At 65.3% G+C, this 20,571-nt stretch carries 20 protein-coding genes; 18 read left to right on the top strand and 2 right to left on the bottom strand.

The window, feature by feature from the left end; translation table 11 throughout:
• The first annotated feature begins 29 nt into the window (after window positions 1-29).
• From KTQ42_RS18780 to KTQ42_RS18755, 6 genes are all read left to right on the top strand, one after another.
• Window positions 30-1,043 (top strand): fatty acid desaturase, encoded by a 1,014-nt coding sequence (locus tag KTQ42_RS18780; protein ID WP_217347154.1) that lies wholly within the window; start codon window positions 30-32, stop codon window positions 1,041-1,043.
• Window positions 1,043-1,933 (top strand): DMT family transporter, encoded by an 891-nt coding sequence (locus KTQ42_RS18775; RefSeq protein WP_217347153.1) that lies wholly within the window; start codon window positions 1,043-1,045, stop codon window positions 1,931-1,933. The genes KTQ42_RS18780 and KTQ42_RS18775 overlap by 1 nt, the downstream gene beginning before the upstream one ends.
• Before the next feature lie 10 nt (window positions 1,934-1,943).
• The gene (locus KTQ42_RS18770) at window positions 1,944-2,591 is read left to right on the top strand and encodes an isochorismatase family cysteine hydrolase (protein WP_249222988.1); all 648 of its coding nucleotides are present in this window, start codon (window positions 1,944-1,946) and stop codon (window positions 2,589-2,591) included.
• Window positions 2,588-3,382 carry an N-acyl homoserine lactonase family protein gene (locus KTQ42_RS18765; protein ID WP_217347151.1) on the top strand — a complete coding sequence of 265 codons (795 nt, stop codon included), beginning with the start codon at window positions 2,588-2,590 and terminating at the stop codon, window positions 3,380-3,382. Before KTQ42_RS18770 ends, KTQ42_RS18765 begins: the two co-directional genes overlap by 4 nt.
• Window positions 3,379-4,086 (top strand): hypothetical protein, encoded by a 708-nt coding sequence (locus KTQ42_RS18760; protein WP_217347150.1) that lies wholly within the window; start codon window positions 3,379-3,381, stop codon window positions 4,084-4,086. The genes KTQ42_RS18765 and KTQ42_RS18760 overlap by 4 nt, the downstream gene beginning before the upstream one ends.
• A gap of 112 nt (window positions 4,087-4,198) precedes the next feature.
• Window positions 4,199-4,411, top strand: a complete 213-nt coding sequence (locus tag KTQ42_RS18755) for a hypothetical protein (RefSeq protein WP_217347149.1) — start codon at window positions 4,199-4,201, stop codon at window positions 4,409-4,411.
• Window positions 4,412-4,689: 278 nt separating this feature from the next.
• Here the strand turns inward: KTQ42_RS18755 and KTQ42_RS18750 are convergent, their stop codons facing one another.
• Window positions 4,690-5,664: a tripartite tricarboxylate transporter substrate binding protein BugD gene (locus KTQ42_RS18750; RefSeq protein WP_217347148.1), complete on the bottom strand. Its 975-nt coding sequence runs from the start codon at window positions 5,662-5,664 to the stop codon at window positions 4,690-4,692.
• Between the two features lie 311 nt (window positions 5,665-5,975).
• Between KTQ42_RS18750 and KTQ42_RS18745 the strand changes: the two genes are divergently transcribed.
• From KTQ42_RS18745 to KTQ42_RS18710, 8 genes are read left to right on the top strand one after another with little or no spacing between them, the layout of a single operon-like run.
• Window positions 5,976-6,938, top strand: a complete 963-nt coding sequence (locus tag KTQ42_RS18745; protein ID WP_249222987.1) for a tripartite tricarboxylate transporter substrate binding protein — start codon at window positions 5,976-5,978, stop codon at window positions 6,936-6,938.
• A gap of 57 nt (window positions 6,939-6,995) precedes the next feature.
• Window positions 6,996-8,663 (top strand): malonate decarboxylase subunit alpha, encoded by a 1,668-nt coding sequence (mdcA, locus tag KTQ42_RS18740; RefSeq protein WP_217347146.1) that lies wholly within the window; start codon window positions 6,996-6,998, stop codon window positions 8,661-8,663.
• 7 nt (window positions 8,664-8,670) lie between these two features.
• On the top strand, window positions 8,671-9,009 hold the full coding sequence (gene mdcC / locus KTQ42_RS18735; protein WP_217347145.1) for a malonate decarboxylase acyl carrier protein: 339 nt from the start codon (window positions 8,671-8,673) through the stop codon (window positions 9,007-9,009).
• Entirely contained in the window at window positions 9,009-9,905 is an 897-nt protein-coding gene (locus tag KTQ42_RS18730; protein ID WP_217347144.1) for a biotin-independent malonate decarboxylase subunit beta, read from the top strand. The genes mdcC and KTQ42_RS18730 overlap by 1 nt, the downstream gene beginning before the upstream one ends.
• Complete coding sequence (mdcE, locus tag KTQ42_RS18725) at window positions 9,905-10,615, top strand: biotin-independent malonate decarboxylase subunit gamma (RefSeq protein ID WP_217347631.1); 711 nt, start codon at window positions 9,905-9,907, stop codon at window positions 10,613-10,615. The genes KTQ42_RS18730 and mdcE overlap by 1 nt, the downstream gene beginning before the upstream one ends.
• Window positions 10,599-11,279: a malonate decarboxylase holo-[acyl-carrier-protein] synthase gene (mdcG, locus tag KTQ42_RS18720; protein ID WP_217347143.1), complete on the top strand. Its 681-nt coding sequence runs from the start codon at window positions 10,599-10,601 to the stop codon at window positions 11,277-11,279. The genes mdcE and mdcG overlap by 17 nt, the downstream gene beginning before the upstream one ends.
• The gene (gene mdcB / locus KTQ42_RS18715) at window positions 11,267-12,142 is read left to right on the top strand and encodes a triphosphoribosyl-dephospho-CoA synthase MdcB (protein WP_349292173.1); all 876 of its coding nucleotides are present in this window, start codon (window positions 11,267-11,269) and stop codon (window positions 12,140-12,142) included. The genes mdcG and mdcB overlap by 13 nt, the downstream gene beginning before the upstream one ends.
• A 2-nt stretch (window positions 12,143-12,144) precedes the next feature.
• Window positions 12,145-13,074 (top strand): acyltransferase domain-containing protein, encoded by a 930-nt coding sequence (locus KTQ42_RS18710; RefSeq protein ID WP_217347141.1) that lies wholly within the window; start codon window positions 12,145-12,147, stop codon window positions 13,072-13,074.
• A gap of 85 nt (window positions 13,075-13,159) precedes the next feature.
• Here KTQ42_RS18710 and KTQ42_RS18705 read toward each other — a convergent pair whose 3' ends face one another.
• A complete protein-coding gene (locus KTQ42_RS18705) occupies window positions 13,160-13,753 on the bottom strand; it encodes a hypothetical protein (RefSeq protein WP_217347140.1) in 594 nt (197 codons plus the stop codon).
• 605 nt (window positions 13,754-14,358) lie between these two features.
• Here KTQ42_RS18705 and KTQ42_RS18700 point away from each other — a divergent pair.
• The 4 genes from KTQ42_RS18700 (at window position 14,359) to KTQ42_RS18685 (ending at window position 19,903) form a co-directional block, all read left to right on the top strand.
• The gene (locus KTQ42_RS18700) at window positions 14,359-15,804 is read left to right on the top strand and encodes a DUF2868 domain-containing protein (RefSeq protein ID WP_217347139.1); all 1,446 of its coding nucleotides are present in this window, start codon (window positions 14,359-14,361) and stop codon (window positions 15,802-15,804) included.
• Entirely contained in the window at window positions 15,801-17,282 is a 1,482-nt protein-coding gene (locus tag KTQ42_RS18695; protein WP_217347138.1) for a DUF3482 domain-containing protein, read from the top strand. Before KTQ42_RS18700 ends, KTQ42_RS18695 begins: the two co-directional genes overlap by 4 nt.
• A gap of 121 nt (window positions 17,283-17,403) precedes the next feature.
• The gene (locus KTQ42_RS18690) at window positions 17,404-17,832 is read left to right on the top strand and encodes a hypothetical protein (protein ID WP_217347137.1); all 429 of its coding nucleotides are present in this window, start codon (window positions 17,404-17,406) and stop codon (window positions 17,830-17,832) included.
• 202 nt (window positions 17,833-18,034) lie between these two features.
• Entirely contained in the window at window positions 18,035-19,903 is a 1,869-nt protein-coding gene (locus KTQ42_RS18685) for a CocE/NonD family hydrolase (protein WP_217347136.1), read from the top strand.
• The last annotated feature ends 668 nt before the right edge of the window (window positions 19,904-20,571 follow it).

Here is a 20,571-nt window from a genome sequence, read left to right as displayed (position 1 = left end):
ATCCCGCGATGCTCCTACGGATGACAACCATGCTCTCACGCACTTTCCGCTACGAGGACGGCGTCGCGCCCAATATGGGGGCGCTGGCCTTCGTGCTGCTGGGCTTTCCGCTTGGCGTCTGGCTGCTGACCCGGCCCGGCTGGCTGGCTATGGTCGGCATGCCGCTGGTCACGCTGGCGCTGATCTGGTCGGCCTACTTCATCCACGAGTTCGCCCACTATGCGATCTTCAGGACGCCGCGCGCCAACGAGCGCTGGGGCACGCTGATGAGCTGGATCAACGGCAGTTGCTATGCCACTTTCGCCGACATGCGCAAGAAGCACATGCGCCACCACGTGGAGCGGGCCGACGTGATCACTTTTGACGTGCACGGTTTCCTGCGCGGCTTGCCGGCCTGGCTGCGCGGCATGGTGCTAGCGCTGGAATGGGCGTATGTGCCGGCGGTGGAATTCATCATGCGCGGCTTCGTAATGGCCCTGCCGTTCACGGCCAGGGGGCGCGGCCGGTCGCGCCTGCGCATCGTCGCGATCTTCGCGCTGCGCGCGGCCGCCATGGCGGCGCTGGCGTGGATATCGGTCAAGGCGCTGCTGCTGTATGCGCTGTGCTACCTGGTCTTCGTCACGGTGCTGCGCTTTGCCGACTGCTTCCAGCATACCTACGATGCCTACCCGATCCTGGACGACACGCCAGTGCCAACCGACAAGGTGCGCGACCGTGTCTATGAGCAGGCCAATACCTACAGCGACATCGTCAGTATCGACAGCCGCTGGCTCAACCTGGTCTGGCTCAACTTCGGCTTCCACAATGCCCACCATGAGCGGCCCACCATGCCCTGGCACCAGCTGCCGGCCGGGCATCGCAAGCTGTATGGCGAGCAGCATGCTCAGGTGGTCACCGTGCGCGAGTTGATGAAGAGCTTCCACCGACACCGGGTGACCCGGGTGCTGTCGCCGGACTATGGCAGCGTGCGGCCGCATGGCGTGCCGGGCCGGGCCGACGACTTCGTCGGCGCGGTCGGCGTGTCTTTCCTGACGGCGGTGTGATGGGCGCCGCAGGCTGTTCCGCACTGCCCGCGCCTGCCCCGGCACGCCTGGCGCTGGCATCCCTGCTGGCGTCCGGCGTGGTGTGGGGACTGTCATGGTGGCCGCTCAAGCATTTCGCCGCGGCCGGCCTGACCGGCAACCTGATCGGCATCACGGCCTATGCGCTGGTCGGGCTGGCCGCGCTGCCGGTGCTTTGGCGCGAGCGGGCGGCCTGGCGCGGCGAGGGACTGCTGCTGATGCAGATCGGCCTGTTTTTCGGCGCCGCCAATATCGCCTTCACCAATGCGCTGATGATGGGTGAAGTTGTGCGCGCCATGCTGCTGTTCTACCTGCTGCCGGCCTGGGGCGCGCTCGGCGGCGCGCTGTTCCTGCGCGAGCGCCTGGCGCCGCGGCGGATCGCCGCGGTACTGCTGTCGCTGGCCGGCGTGTTCGTGATCCTGGGCGGCGGCGCCTCGTTCCAGGCCTTCTCGGTTGCGGATGCGGCGGCGCTGGCGGCGGGCCTGTGCTACACCGCGGCCGGCATCGCCAACCGCCGCGCCACTTGCATCCCGGTGGCCAGCCGCACCATGGTGAGCTTTATCGGCTGTGCGCTGGTGGCCTGCATCGGCCAGCTGCTGCTGCCGGCGCCGCTCCCCGCGCCGGGCGCGGCAACCTGGCTGCTGCTGGTGCTGTTCGCCTTTGTCTGGCTGCTCGGCGGCACCCTGCTCACCACCTATGGCGTGACCCATATGCAGGCCAGCCGCGCCTCGGTGCTGCAGGTGGTGGAGCTGCTGGTGGCGGTGGCCTCGGCCATGCTGGTCGGCGGCGAACTGCTGACATTGAAAGAATGGACAGGCGGCGCCATGGTGGTGGCCGCCACGCTGCTGGAAGCCGGCGGCGACGATGATTGAGGAATGTTTGATGCATGACCCCCTGCGTACTGCCCTGCTCGTCATCGACATGCAGCGCGACTTCTGCGACCCCGCCGGCTATGCTGCGCAAGCCGGCCTGGACGTGGCCAGGCTGGCCGCGGTGGCCGGCAACATCGCCCGGTTAATCGACGCCGCCCGCAATGCCGGCACGCCGGTGATCTATACCCGCGAAGGCCATCTGTCCGACCTGTCCGACTGCACGCCGGCCAAGCTGCTGCGCAGCCGGGCTGCTGGCGCCGAGATCGGCAGCCGCGGTCCGCTCGGCCGGCTGCTGGTGCGTGGTGAGGCCGGCCACGACATCATCGACGCGCTGCGTCCTGCGCCCGGCGAAATCGTGATCGACAAGCCCGGCTATGGCGCATTCCACCGCACCGGCCTGGAAACCGTGCTGCAGAGGATGGGCGTGGCGCGGCTGCTGCTGTGCGGCGTCACCACCGAGGTCTGCGTGCATTCGACGCTGCGCGAGGCGGTGGACCGGGGCTACGACTGCGTCACCATCGACGACGCCTGCGCCGCCAGCAACCCGGAACTGCAGCAGCCGGCGCTGGCGATGATCGCGGTGGAAGGCGGCATCCTGGGCGCGGTCGCCAGCAGCGCACACTGCGTGACGATGCTGGCGGCGCGGGAGGCCGCATGAGCCGCGCTACCCGCCTGTGGCCGCTGCTGACGGCGACCCATCGCTATGACAAGTCGATCTCCACTCACGGCCGCGGCATGGGCCAGATGATCGAGGCGCCGATCCTGGCCTACCTGATCGAAACGCCGAACGGCCGCATCCTGTACGACGTCGGCTGCGACTACCGTAAGATCCATGAGCCGGCGCTGCGGGCACGGTATTACGATCCAGCCACCTTTGCGTTCGGCGCGCCCGAGATGCAGCCGGAACAGCGCCTGCCGCAGCATCTGGCGCGCATGGGGCTGGTACCGGCCGATGTCGACCTGATCTTCATCGGCCACCTGCACTTCGACCATGCCGGCGGCCTGGGCGAGTTGCGCGCCTGCGGCTGCGGCGCCGAGGTGCATGTGCAGCAGGCCGAGCTCGACGCGGCAGACAGCGGCGAGGACAGCGTCTACTTCGCCGACGACTTCCACGGCCACGGCCCATTCTGCGTACAGGATGGCGAATACCAGGTCACCGGCGGCGTGCACGCCGTTGCCACGCCCGGCCACACCGCCGGCCACATGTCGATGTGGATCGAGCTGCCGGAAGGCCCGCCGGTGATCCTGGCCGGCGACGCCGCCGATCTGCGCGAGAACATCGAGGATGAAATCGCGCCCGGCGGCTGCTGGCGCGGCGGCTACGCCCAGGCCGAGGACAGCATACGCAAGTTGAAGGCCCTGGCCCGTGAACAAGGCGGCGTGGTCTGGCCCAATCACGACATGGCCTTCTACAACAGCCTGCGCCGCTTTCCGGCGTTCCACGAATGAGGCCGGGATTCGGGCCGGTGCCGACATGCTACCGCGGCCTGTGGCGCCGCACGCTCCTGCAGGCGGGCGATCTGCGCGACACCGCCAGTACGGTTTACTGGCTGCAGACGGAGCGCTGGCATGCCGACATCCGCATCCCCGCCGGGCGGCCTTCGTTCGAAGGCGCTACATCGCTGGCGCAATGCAGTCCGGCGCAACGGCGCTTTCTGGCCAGGCAGCAGGGGTTTTATGGGTTGACCGAAGTCGATACCAGTGTTCAGCCCGATATCTGCCGCTGGCACAGGCTGGCCGACTTCCAGCCGCCGACAGTGTCGCCCGATGCCGGCATGCTGCGCCTAGATGGCGAGCTGCTGGTGGAAACCGGCCTACATGACGATTACTTGGAGCACTGGGAACGGCTGCCCGGCAGCGATCAGACAACGGAAGTGCTGGCGGAGTGCGCCGCGAGCGGTGCCCTCCTGCTGCGTGCCGGCAATTGGGCCATGCGCGTAGTCCCTCGCCGTATCTCCTTGCCCGATGACCTCGCGGCAGGCATGCCGCTGGAAGCCGCAATGACGGCCGGCAGCCTGGATGAAATAGCACTGCTCGACTTCGAGATATCACTTGTGAGAATAACCGATATAGCCTGGACCATACAGCATTCCACCTTGCCCTGGCTGGAAAGGACAGTTATGCTTCCAGCGTTGCAGCAGACCAATCAGTAAAGCGTAGTCATATACATTTCCATGATAATTGGTAACACACATGGGAATTGGAAATAGTAATAGGCAAGTCCTATATTCTTCCCATCAACAACGCAAGTTAAGGAAGAACAAAATGACCGCTATCACTCATTCCCACGCTGGTTTCAACGCACCTGCCGCAACCCGTACCGTCAAGGCTGCCAAGGCCGGCACCAGCTTCTCCGCCAGGGATTTCTTCGCCATGCTGCAGCAGAGCTTTGCGCTAACCCGCGCGATTCCGGACGTTGGCCGCATCAGCGCCAAGGATGTCGCCAAGGTCCGCGCCATGCTGGTGGACGCGCAGTAATCAGGCAGGAAAGCAGGCAGCGCGGCGTCGCCTGCCTGCAGCCCGTCTTGGATGACGGGCAGTCGTTGAGATACCGCTGACGTATCGCTGAAGTAATTTTGAAGTACCGTTAAAACGCCTGTCGCGCAAGGCAGGTTAGTGAGGCTGTTGCATGCTGGGTCGAAGGGTCGGTTGGCCTTTCGTCCCAAAAGGCGACGGCGGCGAAAATTCGCCGCCGTCGCCTTTTGCTTTTTATCCGGCGGCAGCGTCCGCGCGCTGCCGTCCCGGCCCAATCACGATCAGTCGGCGTAGACGCCGGCTTTCTTGATGATCGGCGCCCATTTATCCACTTCCGATTTCAGATAGCTGCGCAGCGCCTCGGGCGTTGCGCGGTTTTGCGCTACCGGCTCGGTGCCGAGGTCGCCGAAGCGTTGCTTGACGGAGGCGTCGGCCAGCGCGTACTGCAATGCGCTGCTGAGCTTGTCGATGACAGGCTTGGGCGTGCCCTTTGGTGCATACAGGCCATGCCAGACCGCCACCTCAAAGCCCGGCAGGCCGGCTTCATTCAGGGTCGGCACGCCCGGCAGCTGCGGCAGGCGGGTCTTGGTGGTCAGGCCATAGACCTTCACCTTGTCGGACTTGATATAGGCGCTGGTATTGGTGGTCTGGTCGCACAGCAGGTCAACTTGGCCGCCGAGCAGATCGTTCATCGCCGGCGCGGTGCCCTTGTAGGGCACGGTGGTCAGGTCGGTGTCGATTGCGTTCATGAATAGCATGCCGCACAGGTGCGAAGCCGAGCCGACGCCGGCATTGGCCAGCGAGATCTTGTCCTTGTTGGCCTTGATGTAGGCGAGCGCTTCCTTGAAGTCCTTGGCCGGGAAGTCCTTGCGGGCGATCAGGGTCATCGGCACATCGGTTACCAGGCCGATCGGCTCGAAGCTGTCGTACACATTGTAGGGAAGCTTGCGGTACAGGCTAGGCGCAGTGGACTGGCCAATATGATGCAGGAACAGCGTATAGCCGTCCGGCGCGGCCCGCGCCACCTTGGCGGCGGCAATCGTGCCACCGGCACCGGCGGTGTTTTCGATGATGACCTGCTGCTTCAAGCGGGTGCTCATGGACTGGGCGATCATGCGGCCCACGGTGTCGGTCGGGCCGCCGGCGGCAAACGGCACCACCATCGTGATTGGCCGGGTCGGATATTCCTGCGCATGGGCGGAAACGGCAGTGCCGATCAGGGCCAGGGCCAGCATTTTCAAAACGGGGCGTCTCATTCTTCTCTCCAGTCCAGTGGGGTTTGCTCGTAACAGCCTGCGGTGGGTGCACGTGACAGCGCAACGGCCGCTACACTAGCTGCAATATTTCTCTATTGCAAGTAAATTAGGGCAGTGGCTGTTTAGAGTGACATTTTTAAGCAACTGGTTCCCGAAGCAAGGGTCTACAGCCATGATTTGCTTGACAATGTATATATTCTCGGCCACCTTGTATACAAGAGCTGCCGTTATGTATGTCTGCGAGCAAACCAAACGATAAAAAAACATGCACGCGGTAGTTTCCGACCCCCTTTTTATGGATGGAGACAAACATGTTCAGACCCGCCCTGCTGCTTCTCGCCGGCCTCGGCTTTTGTGCCATGTCATCGGCGCAGACCTGGCCGGAACGCCCCGTGACTTTTATCGTGCCCTTCCCAGCTGGTGGCGGCACGGACACATTCGCCCGCCCGCTGGCGGCCCAGCTCACCAAGCAGCTTGGCAAGACGGTGGTGATCGATAATCGTGGCGGCGCCGGCGGCACGCTGGGCGCGGGCCTGGCAGCCAAGGCGGCACCGGATGGCTACACCTTCTTCATCGGCGCCGCGCATCATGCGATCGCGCCGGCCATCTATCCCAAGCTGGACTACAACATCCAGAAGGACTTGATACCGATCACCATGATCGCGACACCGCCGCAGGTGATCGTGGTCAATCCGCAGCGCGTCACCGCGCCGGACCTGAAGTCCTTCATCGCCTACGCCAAGGAAAACCCCGGCAAGATCAATTTTGGCTCGGCCGGCAACGGCACCTCGCATCATCTGGCAGGCGAACTGTTCAAGATCCAGACTAAGACCCAGCTGAGCCACGTGCCCTACCGCGGCGCCGGCCCGGCATTGCAGGACCTGATGGGCGGCCAGATCGACATGATGTTCGACGGCCTGGGCTCTTCCTCGGGCCATATCAAGTCCGGCAAGCTCAAGGCGCTGGCGGTGGCTTCGGCCAAGCGCGCGCCTGGCTTCCCCGACGTGCCCACCACGGCCGAAGCCGGCGTGCCGGGCTATGAAGTATCGACCTGGTACGGCTTGTGGGCGGTGAAGGGAACGCCGCAGCCCATTGTCGACAAGATGGCGGCCGAAGTGCGGAAGGCGCTGGCCAACCCGGACATCCAGTCCCGCTGGCATGAGGCCGGCTCCGAAGTGCCGCAGATGTCGCAGCAGGAATTCGCGGCCAAGGTCGATGCCGAGATCGAGCGCTGGGGTACGGTGGTCAAGGCCGCCAACGTCAAGCTGGAATAAGCGGCCCGCAGCCCGCAGTGCGCACTACCCGACTCAACAGCGACCTGGAAGGAATGAATGGGACATAGCGAACGCATCTGGAACCGTCAGCAGGCCAGCCGTGCCGCCCGCCATGCGCGGGCTGCGGCAGCGCTGGGCGGCGACCTCTCGGGCAAGCTGCTGCCGGCGGCGCGCATTGCCGACCTGCTGTATGCCGTGATCGAATGCGGCGACCGCGTCTGCCTGGAAGGCAATAACCAGAAACAGGCGGACTTCCTGTGCAAGGCGCTGGCCGGGCTAGATGCAGCCCGCGTGAACCGGCTGCACATGCTGCAGTCGGTGATTGCGCTGCCCGAACATCTCGACGTGTTCGACAAGGGCATCGCCGAGCAGCTGGACTTTTCCTTTTCCGGCCCGCAGGCCACCCGGCTGGCGCGGCTGGTGTCGTCCGGCCGGATAAGGATCGGCGCCATCCATACCTACCTGGAACTGTTCGGCCGCTATTTCATCGACCTGACGCCGCAGGTAGCGCTGGTGGCGGCAGAAGCGGCCGACCGCGACGGCAATCTCTACACCGGCCCCAATACCGAGGACACGCCGGCCATCGTCGAGGCCACCGCCTTCAAGAGCGGCATCGTGATCGCCCAGGTCAACCGCATCGTCGACAAGCTGCCGCGGGTGGACATCCCGGCCGACTGGGTCGACTACACGGTGCAGGCGCCAACGCCGAACTACATCGAACCCCTGTTTACCCGCGACCCGGCGCAGATCTCCGAGATCCAGGTGCTGATGGCGATGATGGCCATTAAGGGCATCTATGCAGAATATGAAGTCGCCCGCCTGAACCACGGCATCGGTTTCGACACGGCTGCCATCGAACTGATCCTGCCGACCTATGCCGAGTCGCTCGGCCTGCGCGGCAAGATCGCCCGCCACTGGGCGCTCAATCCGCATCCGGCGCTGATCCCGGCGATCGAGGCCGGCTTCGTCGAGTCGGTGCATTCCTTCGGCTCCGAACTGGGCATGGAAGACTATATCCGCGCCCGTCCCGACATCTTCTTCGTCGGGCCGGATGGCTCGATGCGCAGCAACCGCGCCTTCAGCCAGGCGGCCGGGCACTATGCCTGTGACATGTTCATCGGCTCGACGCTGCAAATCGACCTGCAGGGCAATTCCTCCACCGCCACCGCCGGCCGCATCTCTGGCTTCGGCGGCGCGCCCAACATGGGCGCCGACGCCCGCGGCCGGCGCCATGCCAGCCCGGCCTGGCTGAAGGCCGGGCGCGAAGCCGGCGCCGGCCGCAACGGCATGCCGCGCGGCCAGAAGCTGGTGGTACAGATGGTGGAAACCTTCCGCGAGCACATGCAGCCGGCCTTCGTTGAAAAGCTCGATGCCTGGACCCTGGCCGAACAGGCCGGCATGGCGCTGCCGCCGGTGATGATCTACGGTGACGACGTGACCCACATCCTGACAGAGGAAGGCATTGCCAACCTGCTCCTGTGCCGCGGCGAGGAAGAGCGCGAGCAGGCCATCCGCGGCGTGGCCGGCTATACCGCCGTGGGCCTGGGGCGCGACAAGCGCATGGTCGAAAACCTGCGCGACCGCGGCGTGATCCGGCGCGCCGAAGACCTGGGCATCGACAAGCGACAGGCCACCCGCGACCTGCTGGCCGCAAAGAACATGAAGGACCTGGTGCGGGCTTCGGGCGGCCTGTATGACCCGCCGGGCCGCTTCCGCAACTGGTGAGGTCACGATGGAAACGCTGCAATTTCATTTTAAAAATCAGGGCGCGACGCGCCCGGTGAGCAAGGCCGGCCTGGTCGGCGTGGTCGGTTCGGGCAATCTCGAAGTGCTGATCGAGCCGGCGCCCGCCGGCGCCGGCTGCGCCGTCGAAGTCCATACCGCCGCGCTGGGCTTTGCGCCGATCTGGCAGGCGGTGATGGAAGACTTCAACCAGCGCTGGCAGCTGGGTGACGTCTCGATCGCGATCAATGACATGGGCGCCACGCCCGCCGTGGTCAGCCTGCGGCTTGACCAGGCGGTGGAGGCGGTTGCGCCATCGGCGCCGCAGGGCGGCAAGGGAGGCCAGTAATGGGCAGTTATCTCGAAGCGAATGCACGGGAACGGCTGCGCCAGCTGCTCGACGCCGACAGCTTCACCGAATTCCTGCCGCCGCAGCGGCGGCTGATCAGTCCGCACCTAGCGCAGCTCGACGCGCCGGTATCGTTCGACGACGGCGTGGCCATCGGCAGCGGCCGGCTGCGCGGTAAGGCCGTGCTGGCCGCCTCGCAGGAAGGCGGCTTCATGGGCGGCGCAGTCGGTGAGGTGCATGGCGCAAAGTTGGTCGGCCTGTTGCGACGCGCCGTGCAGGAGCGGCCGGACGCGGTGCTGCTGCTGCTGGACTCCGGCGGCGTGCGGCTGCATGAAGCCAATGCCGGCCTGATCGCGGTGTCGGAAGTCATGCGCGCCCTGTTCGATGCGCGCCACGCCGGTATCCCGGTCATCGTGATGATAGGCGGTGCCACCGGCTGCTTCGGCGGCATGGGCATCGTCGCCCGCTGCGCCAATACGGTGCTGATGTCGGAAGAAGGCCGGCTCGCCATGTCCGGGCCGGAAGTGATCGAAACCACCCATGGCGTGGAGGAATACGACGCGCGCGACCGGGCGCTGGTCTGGCGCACCAGCGGCGGCAAGCACCGCTACCTGCTGGGCGACTGTGACGCGCTGCTGCCCGACAGCATCGCTGCCTTTGCCGATGCCGCCGCCGCGGCCATCGACAGGCTGCATGCCGGCACGGTGGCGCTGACGCTGGAAGAACTGGACGCCGAGCAGCGCCTGTTATCGCAGCGGCTGGACGCCTATGGCGAGGAAACCGAGCCGGCCGACATCTGGCGTGGCATGGGCATTGCCGACCCCGCCGCGCTGCCGATGCTGGAAGCCGACGCATTCGTCGCCGCTGCCGCGCCCCACCGCAGGAGGGCCGCATGATGGACTGGAAGACACTGGCGGCAACGCTGTTCCCGCAAGGCCATGACATCGTCGAACGCGATCTGTTCCTGTCGGGCCAGGCCCGGGTGGCCGGCCGCGACGTGACCGTAATCGGCACCACCGGCCATGCGCCGATCGGCGTGGAGATCGCGCTGGCGCAGGCCGAGGCGGTGCTGCGCACGGTGCGCGAGCAGCCGGGCCGGCCCATCGTCATCCTGATCGACACCCAGGGCCAGCGACTGCGGCACCGGGATGAAATGCTGGGCATTAACAGCTACATGGCCCATCTGGGCAAGTGCATCGACCTGGCGCGCCGGCGCGGCCACCGGGTGGTGGGCCTGGTGTATGACCAGGCGCTGTCCGGCGGCTTCATTACCAGCGGCCTGATGGCCGATGCCTGCTACGCGCTGCCTGACGCCAGCATCCGCGTGATGGGTTTGCCGGCGATGGCGCGCATCACCAAGGTGCCGGAAGCCCTGCTGACCGAACTGGCCCGCGACAACCCGGTATTTGCGCCCGGCGCCGAAAACTATCTGCGCATGGGCGGCGTGGTCGACCTCTGGTATGGCGACCTGGCGCAGGCACTGGCGGCGGCGCTGGAAGGGGCCGGCTCGGTGGACCGGCGCAGCGAACTGGGCCGGGAGCGCGGCGGGCGCAAGCTGGCCGCCAATGTGATCGAAGCGGTGATGGCGGATGACGGCGCGGCATGACCTGATCTGGCTGTCCGGCGCAGGCTGGGACGCGGCGCAGCGCGCCGCCACGCCGGCGCAACAGGCGCCCTTGGCCCAATGGCGGCAGGCGGGCTGGCCCGCGACCGTGCGCCGCCGGGATTCCGACGTCGGGCCGGACCAGGTCTGCCTCGGCCTGACGCTGCCGATGGACGACATCGGCGCGGCGCGCGCCCGGCTCGGCCTGCGCTGCCTGCAGTCCGGCGTGGCGCGGCAACGGCGGCCGCTGTCGCTGCAGGAAGCGGCGCCGGCATTGCCGCCGGCCTGGCGCACAGCGTATGCCGGCCTGGAACAGAAGGCAGCGGCGGCCGGCCTAGATATGCGGGTCTACGGTTCGCTGGCGCTGCAGGCACTAACCGGCGCGCCCTACCTGACGGCGCGCTCCGATGTCGACCTGGCGTTTTATCCGCGCGACGCGGCGCAGTTGGACCACGGCCTGGCGCTGCTCGACCACTACAGCCTGCAACTGCCGCTGGATGGCGAGATCATCTTCCCATCCGGCCAGGCGGTAGCCTGGAAGGAGTGGCGCAATGCGGCCTCGGCAGCACATGGGACCAGGGTGCTGGTCAAGCGCATCGACTGCGTGCTGCTGGCCGAACCGGCCACCCTGCTGGATGAGTTCACGGAGTGCATGTGCCGGGCCTAGCGCTGCCATTACCGCTTGCCACGCCGCGTGCCAACCATGCCTTTTGCGCCGCCACGGCCCAGCTGGCGGTCCGTAGCCTCTATATCGAACTGGCGCTGTATCCCAAGCCCGGCCTGGTATCCCTGGTGGACAACGGCAGCCATCGCGACATGGATGCCGGCACTTTCCTGCGCAGCCTTTTCGCGCTGCGCCACTATTTCGTTCGCATCGCCAGCGCCGGCCTCGACGGCGCGCCCTTTCCGGCGCTGCGCGAACTGGGCATTGCCGCAGAACGGCGCATGCTGCAGGCAACCGGCGGCATCAACACCCATCGCGGCGCGATCTTTTGCCTGGGCATGCTATGCGCCGCCGCCGGATGGCGGCACGGCCGCGGCCTGGCGCTGTCGCCGGCGGGTCTGCGCCAGACGCTCGGGGCGCAATGGGGCGGCGCGCTGTCTTCGCATCACGGCGGCCCCGGCGGCCAGTCGCATGGCCAGCGGGTGGCGGCGCTGCATGCCGTGGGCGGCGCCCGCGCCGAAATGGCACGCGGCCTGCCGTCGGTGTTCGAGCTGGCATTGCCGACGCTGGAAAGCACGCTGGCCGCCGGGCGCGGCCAGCGTGCCGCCCGCATCGATGCGCTGTTCGCTCTGATGGCGAATCTGGGCGATACCAATGTCTACCACCGCGCCGGCGCCGATGGCGCGCTGCTGGTGCGGCAAAGCGCGCAGGCTTTTTTGGTGCGTGGTGGCACCGGCGCCGATGGCTGGGAGCGCATGGCACTGGACTGCCACCGCCGCTTCGTTGCGCACCGCCTGTCGCCGGGCGGCGCCGCGGACCTGCTGGCGGCCACCTGCTTCGTTCATCAAGTGAGCGGGATGGGCTGAACATGACGCGCCTGGCGATACTGTGCCCCGGCCAGGGTGGCCAGCATCCCGGCATGTTCGATCTTGCTCTATCCGACCCTGCAACCATTGCAGCGCTTGCCGGCTGGGGCATGGAGCGGACTGCCGGCGTGGCGCCGCACGCGCTGCCGGATTCACCCGAGGCGCTGCACGACAACCGCATCGCCCAGCCGCTGGTGGTGGCGGCCACGCTGGCAATGTGGCAGGCGCTGCGCGCCGACCTGCCCACGCCGGCGCTGGCGGCGGGCTACAGCATCGGCGAACTGGCGGCGTACGGCGTGGCCGGGGCGCTGGCGCCGGCGGACGTGGTGAGCCTGGCGGCGCAGCGGGCGGCGCTGATGGATGACTGCGTCGGGCCGGACCAGCCGCATGGCATGCTGGCCGTGTCCGGCCTGGAGGAAGCCGCACTGCAGGCACTGCTGCCTGCCGGGGCGCTCCATATCGCCATCGACACCGGGGAAGCCAACTTCATCGTAGCCGGACTGCGCCATGCATTGACGGAGCTGGCAGCCGCTTGCGAACAACGCGGCGTGCATGCGACGTGGCTGCCGGTGAAGGTAGCTTCACATACGCCGCTGATGCATGCGGCCGCCGTGAAATTCCGGCCGCTGCTGGAAGCCGCGACATGGTCTGAACCCGCATTCCCGCTGCTCTCGGGCACCGGTGCAAGTGCGGTGTCTCAGCGCGGCCAGGCGCTGGACGCGCTGACGGAACAGATCGGGACGAGGATACGCTGGGGAGCCTGCATGGATGCCATCGCCGAGGTCGGCGTGACGGTGGCGCTGGAATTGGGGCCGGGAGCGGCGTTGTCGCGCATGCTGCGCGATCGGCATCCGCATATCGAGGCGCGCTCGGCGTCGGAATTTCGGTCGTTGGCGGGGCTGGTGGGGTGGTTGCGGCGCCGGTGCGGCTGACTGGCCGGCGCCATATAAAAGCGGACTGCTCGGCAATGCAAGGGCCGGGCAGCGCGGAGGACGGGCCGTCAGCCCGCCGTTTCGATCAATACACCTTGTAAGCGGTTTCGAAGGCGGTCTTGGAGAAGGAGATCGTGCCAGTCGCCTCAAGCTTGCCAGGCATGTTCAGCGGCGCGCTGGTGAGCGCATTCGTGATGTCCACGTAGCCACTCAGCTTGCCGCTGCCGTATGCACCCTCGAAAACACCGGTGCCGCCGGTGATCGTGAATTTCGCGTCCTTGTTCATTGTCAGGATGGGCGAGCCGGCAGTGCCGCCGAAGCTGCCGGAATAGTCGGCCGTCAGCGTCGAGCCATTGACTGCGGTGATAGTCAATTTACCGTTCGAGAACACAAAGGTGGGCGTGGCGCAATCCCGGGCGTTGGCCGTGACCGGGCCGACATAACCGCGATTCTTGTAGCCTACGCTCATCGTTCCCGAACCGGTCGTCATGCCAACGGATTCTGTCAGCGTGCGGCACGTCACGCCCTGTGTTTCCTGATCTGCGAGGGATTCGAGTGTATTAACGGAAATGCTTAATGGCAAATTACGCAGTTCGGCTGCTGCATTTCCAGAATGAAATGCAAAGGCTGCGAACAGAACGGAAGTCGAGTATTTGACAAAAGTGTTAGCTATTTTCATTGAGATTCCGGTAATGGAGAAGTTTCAAACGGACGACATGGTAACGGCAAAGGCTTTTATTACAAAGACAGCATTATTGAATTCAAGAACAAAAACCAGAATTTATTCTTTATGACGTGCAAAAACGACGTTAATAAAATGAAATATTTCCTTATGGATCAATTACTTAAACGTATCGATATCATGGGAAAGGATTTTACGAATAATAGATAGTAACGAAAATCAAGCAGGGCAATAAGATACAAGGTTTAGTACATCCATTTACATAATCCATTAACCTGGTCCCTGATCATGGATTTAAAAGGCAATTTTATTCCAGAACAAGGCATCGCTTTGATTTTTCATAGATCTAACAATATTCCGGTTAGTTCAATGCATCAATCGCTTCTTTTTCAGAAAATTTTTTCATTAATGCTTCATGCCAGAAACAATATCCGTTTCAGGCAAGCACATAACGACAATAATCAAGTTTTGCGGAAAAATATTGGCCTGCGGCATCATTTCTCAAAATTTCTTTATCTCTCGACAAGCACCGACGGCTGTGCCGGGCTTTGCCTCGTCTAACCAAACTACAATGAGGCGAAGCCAATTCGGACCGACATTCTATGAATGAACGCGCTGCGCATGACGTGCTGCTGGTCAAGGCAATCGAGACAAGCGATCGGGAACGCAAGATCCTGAGCGAAGACGACCGCCGTTACGCCAGCCGAACGGCACGCGAACTGGCGCAGTGGACGGCAGCCGAGCGCAAAAAGGCCATGACGCCGGACCTGTTCCTGCACAAGCGCGCCCAGCAACTTTTGGCACGACTATCGGAACGCATGCCTGCTGCTGCGGGCATGCTGCGTCAGCGCTCCTGGCTGCGCATCGCCGGCATCGTGCTGCCCGCGCTGGCATTGCTGTGCGGCATGCTTGCCGACCGCATTGGCGATGTGCACCGCGTCAACTTGCTGTCGGCGCCCCTGCTGCTAGTCCTGCTGTGGAATCTCGCGGTGTACCTGTTGCTACTGCTGCGAGTAGTGCTGCCGCGCCGCGGGCGTACCGTGCGGCGGCGCCTGGGCGGCTTGCACTGGCCGGCCCTCCCCCGCGTCCGCCGTTCGCAAGCCCTGCTCGGCACAGCGCTCGCCCGGTTTGCCGAGGAATGGCTGTCGCTGTCGACGCCGCTGACCCTGGCCCGTGGCGCGCGCATCCTGCATCTGTGTGCCTCGCTGCTGGCTGCGGGCGCAGCGATCTCGCTGTACCTGCGCGGCGTGCTGGCAGCCTACCGGGTCGGCTGGGAGAGCACCTTTCTCGACGCCGGCCAGGTGCATGCGCTGCTGTCATGGCTGTTCCTGCCTGCGGTGTCGCTGCTGGGCCTGAGCGGCTTCACGCCGCAGGAGGTTGAAGCGCTGCGCTTCGGACAACCGGCGCCGCCCGACTCGGGCGCCAAGTGGGTGCATCTGTATGCCGCCACGCTGGTGCTGCTGGTCGTGCTGCCGCGCCTGGCGCTGGCCGCGCTGGCCTGGTGGCGCGAGCGCAGTCTGGCCAGTCGTTTTCCGCTTGACCTGTCCCAGCCCTATTTCCAGCGCCTGTGCGCCGGCCTCGCGCCGGGTGCGGCGACCTTGCGCGTCTGCCCGTACAGCATGCGCGTGGACGAGGCGCGCCAGGCCGGGCTTGCCGTCGCAGCGCGCGCGCTACTGGGCGAGCAGGCCGAGCTGACCATATTGCCCGTTACTGCCTATGGCGACGCCCCACCCGCGCCAGCGACGAGCCAGGCGGTGACCGCGGCGCTGTTTGCCCTGTCGGCCACGCCGGAGCCGGAAAACCACGGCCAGTTCCTGGACCAGTTGCGCAGCAGCCATTCTGCCGGCGTGGTAGCGCTGATCGATGAATCCGGTTATCTGGAGCGCCTGGGGCCGCAGGCCGCCGGCCGCGCCGCCGAGCGGGCCGGCCTGTGGCGCCAGTTCTGCGCGCAGCACCAGACACCGGTTGCCATCGTCAACCTGCTCGTGCCGGAGGCAGGCAGCGAAGAACTGGAGCGTCTGTTGGGCAGCGCCCGGAGCGCGTCATGAACAGCCAGCATGAGCAGCGACCGCAGCAGTCACAGCTGGCAGAGCAGCCGGCACGGCATGGGCAGCAGATCCAGCTGGTGCTGATCTCCCACACCAATGCCGGCAAGACCACGCTGGCACGCACCCTGGTGGGCATGGATGTGGGCGAGGTGCGTGACGCTGCCCATGTCACCGTGGCTTCCGAGTCGCATCCGCTGCTGCATACCGCCGGGGGCGACGCCTTGCTGCTATGGGATACACCCGGCTTCGGCGACTCGGTGCGGCTGGTCAGGCGGCTGGCAATGGCCGACAACCCGATAGGCTGGCTGCTGCGCGAGGTCATCGACCGTTACCGCGACCGACCGTTCTGGCTCAGCCAGCAGGCGCTGCGCACCGCGCGCGAGGAGGCCGACCTGGTGCTGTACCTGGTGAACTCCTCGGAAGACCCCCAGGACGCCGGGTATCTGGCGCCGGAAATGAAGGTGCTGGACTGGCTGGGCAAACCGGTGGTGGTCCTGCTGAACCAGATGGGGCAGCCACGCCCGGCGGCGCAGGAGCAGGCAGAACAGGCGCGCTGGGCCGAGGCGCTGGCCGGATGCCCCGCAGTGCGCCGGGTACTCGCGCTGGATGCCTTCGCCCGCTGCTGGGTGCATGAAAGCGTGCTGTTCGAAGCAATGGCGGCGCTGGTGCCGGCCGACAAGCGGGACGCCTACGACCGGCTGCTGGCGCAATGGGCACAGGACAACCAGGCCCGCTTCCACGCCGCCATGCAGTTGATCGGCCGGCAGCTGTGCGCGGCCTCGGCCGACAGCGAGCCGGTGCCGCCGGCCGAGCGGCCCATGCTCGACAGCGTGGCGCGCACGGTGGGCCTCGGACAGAAGCTTGGCGCCAGGCGCGAGGAGCAGGCGATGAAGGCGCTGATGGCGCGCCTGGAACAGGGTATCGCCGACAGCACCGCCCAACTGCTGCGGCTGCACCGTCTCGACGCCGGCGCGGCGCAGCGAATACACGAGCGGGTGCAGAAAGCTTATGTGGTGCGCACCCCGGTCGACGCCCGCCAGGCCGGGCTGCTAGGCGCGGTGGTGTCGGGCGCGGCCACCGGCCTGTCCGCCGACCTGATGGCCGGCGGCCTCAGCTTTGGCGCCGGTGCGCTTTTGGGCGGCATCGTTGGAGCGCTAACCTTTGCCGGCGCTGCCTGGACCTTTAACACCACTACCAGCCGCAACGAGGCGCGGGTGCGGTTCTCGCCGGAATTCCTGCGCTCGCTGCTGGTGGCAGCGCTGCTGCGCTATCTGGCGGTGGCGCATTTCGGCCGCGGTCGCGGCGGCTTCGTCGAAGGCGAGGCGCCGCCCTTCTGGCAGGAAGAAGTCGAAGCCGAGGTGGCGCGGCATACGAGCAGGCTCCCGTCGATCTGGGGCAATGCCGCCTGCGACACGCAGCTTGGCGAGTTGCTAGAACAGATGACCAGCGCCATCCTGCACCGGCTCTATCCGCGCTGAACGCCCGCGCCACCGGTAAAACTTGTAACAAGGCATAAGAACGGCACATCGCCATGTGGGAAGGCCTTATATTCAGGTCCTCGCCGGTCGTTGCCGGCGGTTTCCTGGAAAGGACATAGCCATGCGTAGCAAGACCCTGATTTCCACCATCGCGGCCGCCGGACTGCTGGCTGCCTCGCTGTCCAGCCCGGCCCTTGCCGACGGCGGCCGCTATCACGGCAACGGCGGCCACCGTGGCCACGGCGGCCATGGCGGCAACAACGGCGCAGCGGTGGTGGCCGGCGTGCTGGGCGCGCTGGTAGTCGGCTCCATCATCGCCAACGCCAATGCGGCTCCCAGCTACGCGCCGCCACAAACCTACTACCAGCCGCCGCCAGCCCCCACCTACTACGAAGCGCCACGCACCTATTACCAGCCAGCGCCGCCGCCGCAGGTGTACTACCAGCCGGCCCCGGTCTACCAGGCCCAGCCGGCGACGGTGGTGATCGAAAGCGGCTATGAGCGGCCGTACTCGCGCGAGCGTTATCAACGCCATTACTACGGTTACTGAAGCCATCGATTTCTGTATGGAAAGAAAGGGCCTGCCGATCACAGCAGGCCCTTTTTACATGAAACTCCGTTTCGCACGACCGTTCTATTGCGTACGATCAACGCCATTCCGGAACAAGTTTTTCTACTTCACGGTCTGAATATTGCTGCACAAAAACAGATCACGCGGCGGTTCCATACTGCCGGTACACGGAGGAAGACAAATGACATCCCTATCATGGCGCGCCGCCGGCGCATTCACCCTGTCCGCCATGCTTGCCGCCTGCGGCAATAACGAACTCGCTACGGCGCTGCCGACCAAAACCGCCGCCACCCTGCTGACCGACACCACCCAGACTCTCGCTTCCACGATTGACCAGGCTGGCCTGGTGTCGCTGAACGATACCGCGCCAGCCCAAACCGCGCGCCGCTTCGATGCCAGCACGGTATCGGCCGACGGCGCTGTAATCGCATTCACGGTGTATGTGCCGGACATCCCTATCGGCAATGCGGCCCCACTGCTCCTGGAAGGCCATGGCTGGGGCGGAAAGCGCACCCGCGACCTCGACACCACCGCCTATGACGCCGCTGCCAACACGCCGCTGCAGACCGCCAAGCTGGCCCTGACCAGTGGCGCCCAAGGCGGCAAGACCGGCGGTCAGGGCTGGTATGTAATCAGTTTCGACCAGCGCGGCTTTGGTGACTCCGGCGGCTTCGCCAATGTGATGGACCCGGAGATCGAAGGCCGCGATGTCAAGGCCATCATCGACTGGGCGCAGGCCAACCTGCCGCGCCTGGCGCACCGCAAGAACCGCGACGGCGCGCTCGACCCGGTCGTGGGCGGCGTTGGCCTGAGCTATGGCGGCGGTTTCCAGACCATAGGTGCCGGTGTCGACAAGCGGATCGACGCCATCGTCCCGACTTCCACCTGGTACGACCTGCGCTACAGCCTCTACAACACGCCCAAGAGCGAATACCTGGCGTTGCTGGTGGGCGTCGGCGCAGCCGGTCTCGGCCGCGCGGAACCCTTCACCTATCAGGCCTTCGTGGATGCCAGCACCTTCAACCGGGTCAGCCCGAATTTCAGCCAGACCATGTACCGGCACAGTGCGGTGTCCTATTGCGAGAACAACAGCGCCAGCATGCGGCAGCCCGGCATACCGGCCTTCTTCATCCAGTCGTCCAACGACATCCTGTTCAACCTGAATGAAGGCTTCGACGCTTTCCAGTGCTACCGCAAGGCCAATCCGGACTCGAAGTTCATGGCTGTACGCTTCGGCCATCCGGACGTGCTCGTCAGCAATACCAGTTGGGACAAGTTCACCGAGGAGAACGTGTCCTGCGGCGGCAAGTCGATTCCGGTGGCGCGGCTGGCGTTTTCCTTTCTCTCGCAAAACCTGGTCGATGCGCGGCTCAATGCTAGCTACTCCGCCGACTACCTGACCGTGCCTGACCTGCGCGCCGTGCTGGAAGATGGCAGCGCCACCAATGGCGCAAAAGGCGAGACCGCCGAGGGAGGCTGCCATGAAGTGGCGAAGCTGGGCACGAATCCGCCCGGCGCGCCGCTGATCCAGCGCGGCGGCGTCAGCGCCACAGCCACGCCATCGGCAGTGCAGAACGTGGTGGCCGGCGTGCCTGCGCTGCTGGCGCCGGTGATCATTCCAAACGACCCTGCCACCCTGGCCTCCCCGCTGATGAAGTCCTATACCGGCCCCGAGGCCGGCACGGTGGTGAGGCTGGCACAGCCTTCTGGCAGCGACCGCAAGCTGCTTGGCACGCCCACGGTCACGCTCACCGTTTCACCGACCAACGCGCTGCAGGCAGCCGTGGACAACCCGCCCATCCTGTTCCTGGGCTTGGTGCGCAAGACCGCCGACGGCCGCCAGCAGCTGGTGCATGATCAGGTACAGCCAATACTGGGCTTCGGCACCCAGACGGTGACACTGCCAGGGGTGAGCATGCTTTTGCATGGCAGCGACGAATTGGGCCTCGTGGTGTTTGGCTACCATCCGCAGTATTTCAACTATTACACCCGCCTTCCGCTGAGTGTGAACCTGAGCGGCATCAGTGCCGGGCTGCCATTCGTTAATTAATCGGAGAGCGTGGCCGCTGTTGGCATAACGGGAATGAGGGCACTGGGGTTAGGGTAGCGTGCCTGGCACGATGGGGCGGGGGCCTTTGCTTTGACCTTTGGCCGTTGCCGTTGCTTTTTAAGTGGCAGTTCAAGTCCCGTTGAGCGCGCCGTGCCGTCGATGGCTGAAGCGGATAAGGTGCGGCGTCTGTTTGAGCGCAGTGAGTTTAGCCGCGACCCGCTTCAGGCGTCGACGGCACAGGGACCTCGCGCGATTACCGGGTCGCCTTTTCTGGCCTACTTCTTTTGGCGAAGCAAAAGAAGTAGGTCGCCTGCCGGGGCGAACACCCGGCCTGGTCATGACGACAGTGCAGGCGTGTTGTTTTATCAGGCGTAAGGACGTCACTGCGAAGCAGCAGTTGCTTTTGAAGTTAGGGGTTTTGCTCAACATACGTTGAACGACAAAACCGACAGTGCTGCCAGTGCCTTGCCGGGTGAAACAAGGCGACCGCACTGCTGTGGAGACAAGCCGAGAGTCCGTCCCGGCGGCCGGGTTACTTTTTTGCTCCGCCAAAAAAGTAACCAAAAAAGGCGGCAGCGGTGATCTCGCCCCGCTGCGCGGGGTCCCCGTGTCAGCAGTACCCGGAGCGGGGCGCGGCTAAACTCACTGCGCTGCGCTTAGATAGACGC

This window comes from Noviherbaspirillum sp. L7-7A (assembly GCF_019052805.1).
Classification (GTDB): domain Bacteria; phylum Pseudomonadota; class Gammaproteobacteria; order Burkholderiales; family Burkholderiaceae_D; genus Noviherbaspirillum_A.
The sequence above is the reverse complement of the archived record's forward strand: the minus strand, read 5'-3'. Positions and strand labels throughout refer to the sequence as shown.

What these genes read in the sequence shown, in the direction of transcription:
- KTQ42_RS18775 (WP_217347153.1), top strand. Translation starts at nt 1,043, where the DNA reads ATGGGCGCCGCAGGCTGTTCCGCACTGCCCGCGCCTGCCCCGGCACGC.
- KTQ42_RS18730 (WP_217347144.1), top strand. Translation starts at nt 9,009, where the DNA reads ATGGGCAGTTATCTCGAAGCGAATGCACGGGAACGGCTGCGCCAGCTG.
- KTQ42_RS18685 (WP_217347136.1), top strand. Translation starts at nt 18,035, where the DNA reads ATGACATCCCTATCATGGCGCGCCGCCGGCGCATTCACCCTGTCCGCC.
- mdcC (WP_217347145.1), top strand. Translation starts at nt 8,671, where the DNA reads ATGGAAACGCTGCAATTTCATTTTAAAAATCAGGGCGCGACGCGCCCG.
- KTQ42_RS18765 (WP_217347151.1), top strand. Translation starts at nt 2,588, where the DNA reads ATGAGCCGCGCTACCCGCCTGTGGCCGCTGCTGACGGCGACCCATCGC.
- KTQ42_RS18710 (WP_217347141.1), top strand. Translation starts at nt 12,145, where the DNA reads ATGACGCGCCTGGCGATACTGTGCCCCGGCCAGGGTGGCCAGCATCCC.
- KTQ42_RS18780 (WP_217347154.1), top strand. Translation starts at nt 30, where the DNA reads ATGCTCTCACGCACTTTCCGCTACGAGGACGGCGTCGCGCCCAATATG.
- KTQ42_RS18745 (WP_249222987.1), top strand. Translation starts at nt 5,976, where the DNA reads ATGTTCAGACCCGCCCTGCTGCTTCTCGCCGGCCTCGGCTTTTGTGCC.
- KTQ42_RS18705 (WP_217347140.1), bottom strand. Translation starts at nt 13,753, where the DNA reads ATGAAAATAGCTAACACTTTTGTCAAATACTCGACTTCCGTTCTGTTC.
- mdcE (WP_217347631.1), top strand. Translation starts at nt 9,905, where the DNA reads ATGGACTGGAAGACACTGGCGGCAACGCTGTTCCCGCAAGGCCATGAC.
- KTQ42_RS18750 (WP_217347148.1), bottom strand. Translation starts at nt 5,664, where the DNA reads ATGAGACGCCCCGTTTTGAAAATGCTGGCCCTGGCCCTGATCGGCACT.
- KTQ42_RS18755 (WP_217347149.1), top strand. Translation starts at nt 4,199, where the DNA reads ATGACCGCTATCACTCATTCCCACGCTGGTTTCAACGCACCTGCCGCA.
- mdcG (WP_217347143.1), top strand. Translation starts at nt 10,599, where the DNA reads ATGACGGCGCGGCATGACCTGATCTGGCTGTCCGGCGCAGGCTGGGAC.
- KTQ42_RS18700 (WP_217347139.1), top strand. Translation starts at nt 14,359, where the DNA reads ATGAATGAACGCGCTGCGCATGACGTGCTGCTGGTCAAGGCAATCGAG.
- mdcA (WP_217347146.1), top strand. Translation starts at nt 6,996, where the DNA reads ATGGGACATAGCGAACGCATCTGGAACCGTCAGCAGGCCAGCCGTGCC.
- KTQ42_RS18695 (WP_217347138.1), top strand. Translation starts at nt 15,801, where the DNA reads ATGAACAGCCAGCATGAGCAGCGACCGCAGCAGTCACAGCTGGCAGAG.
- KTQ42_RS18760 (WP_217347150.1), top strand. Translation starts at nt 3,379, where the DNA reads ATGAGGCCGGGATTCGGGCCGGTGCCGACATGCTACCGCGGCCTGTGG.
- KTQ42_RS18690 (WP_217347137.1), top strand. Translation starts at nt 17,404, where the DNA reads ATGCGTAGCAAGACCCTGATTTCCACCATCGCGGCCGCCGGACTGCTG.
- KTQ42_RS18770 (WP_249222988.1), top strand. Translation starts at nt 1,944, where the DNA reads ATGCATGACCCCCTGCGTACTGCCCTGCTCGTCATCGACATGCAGCGC.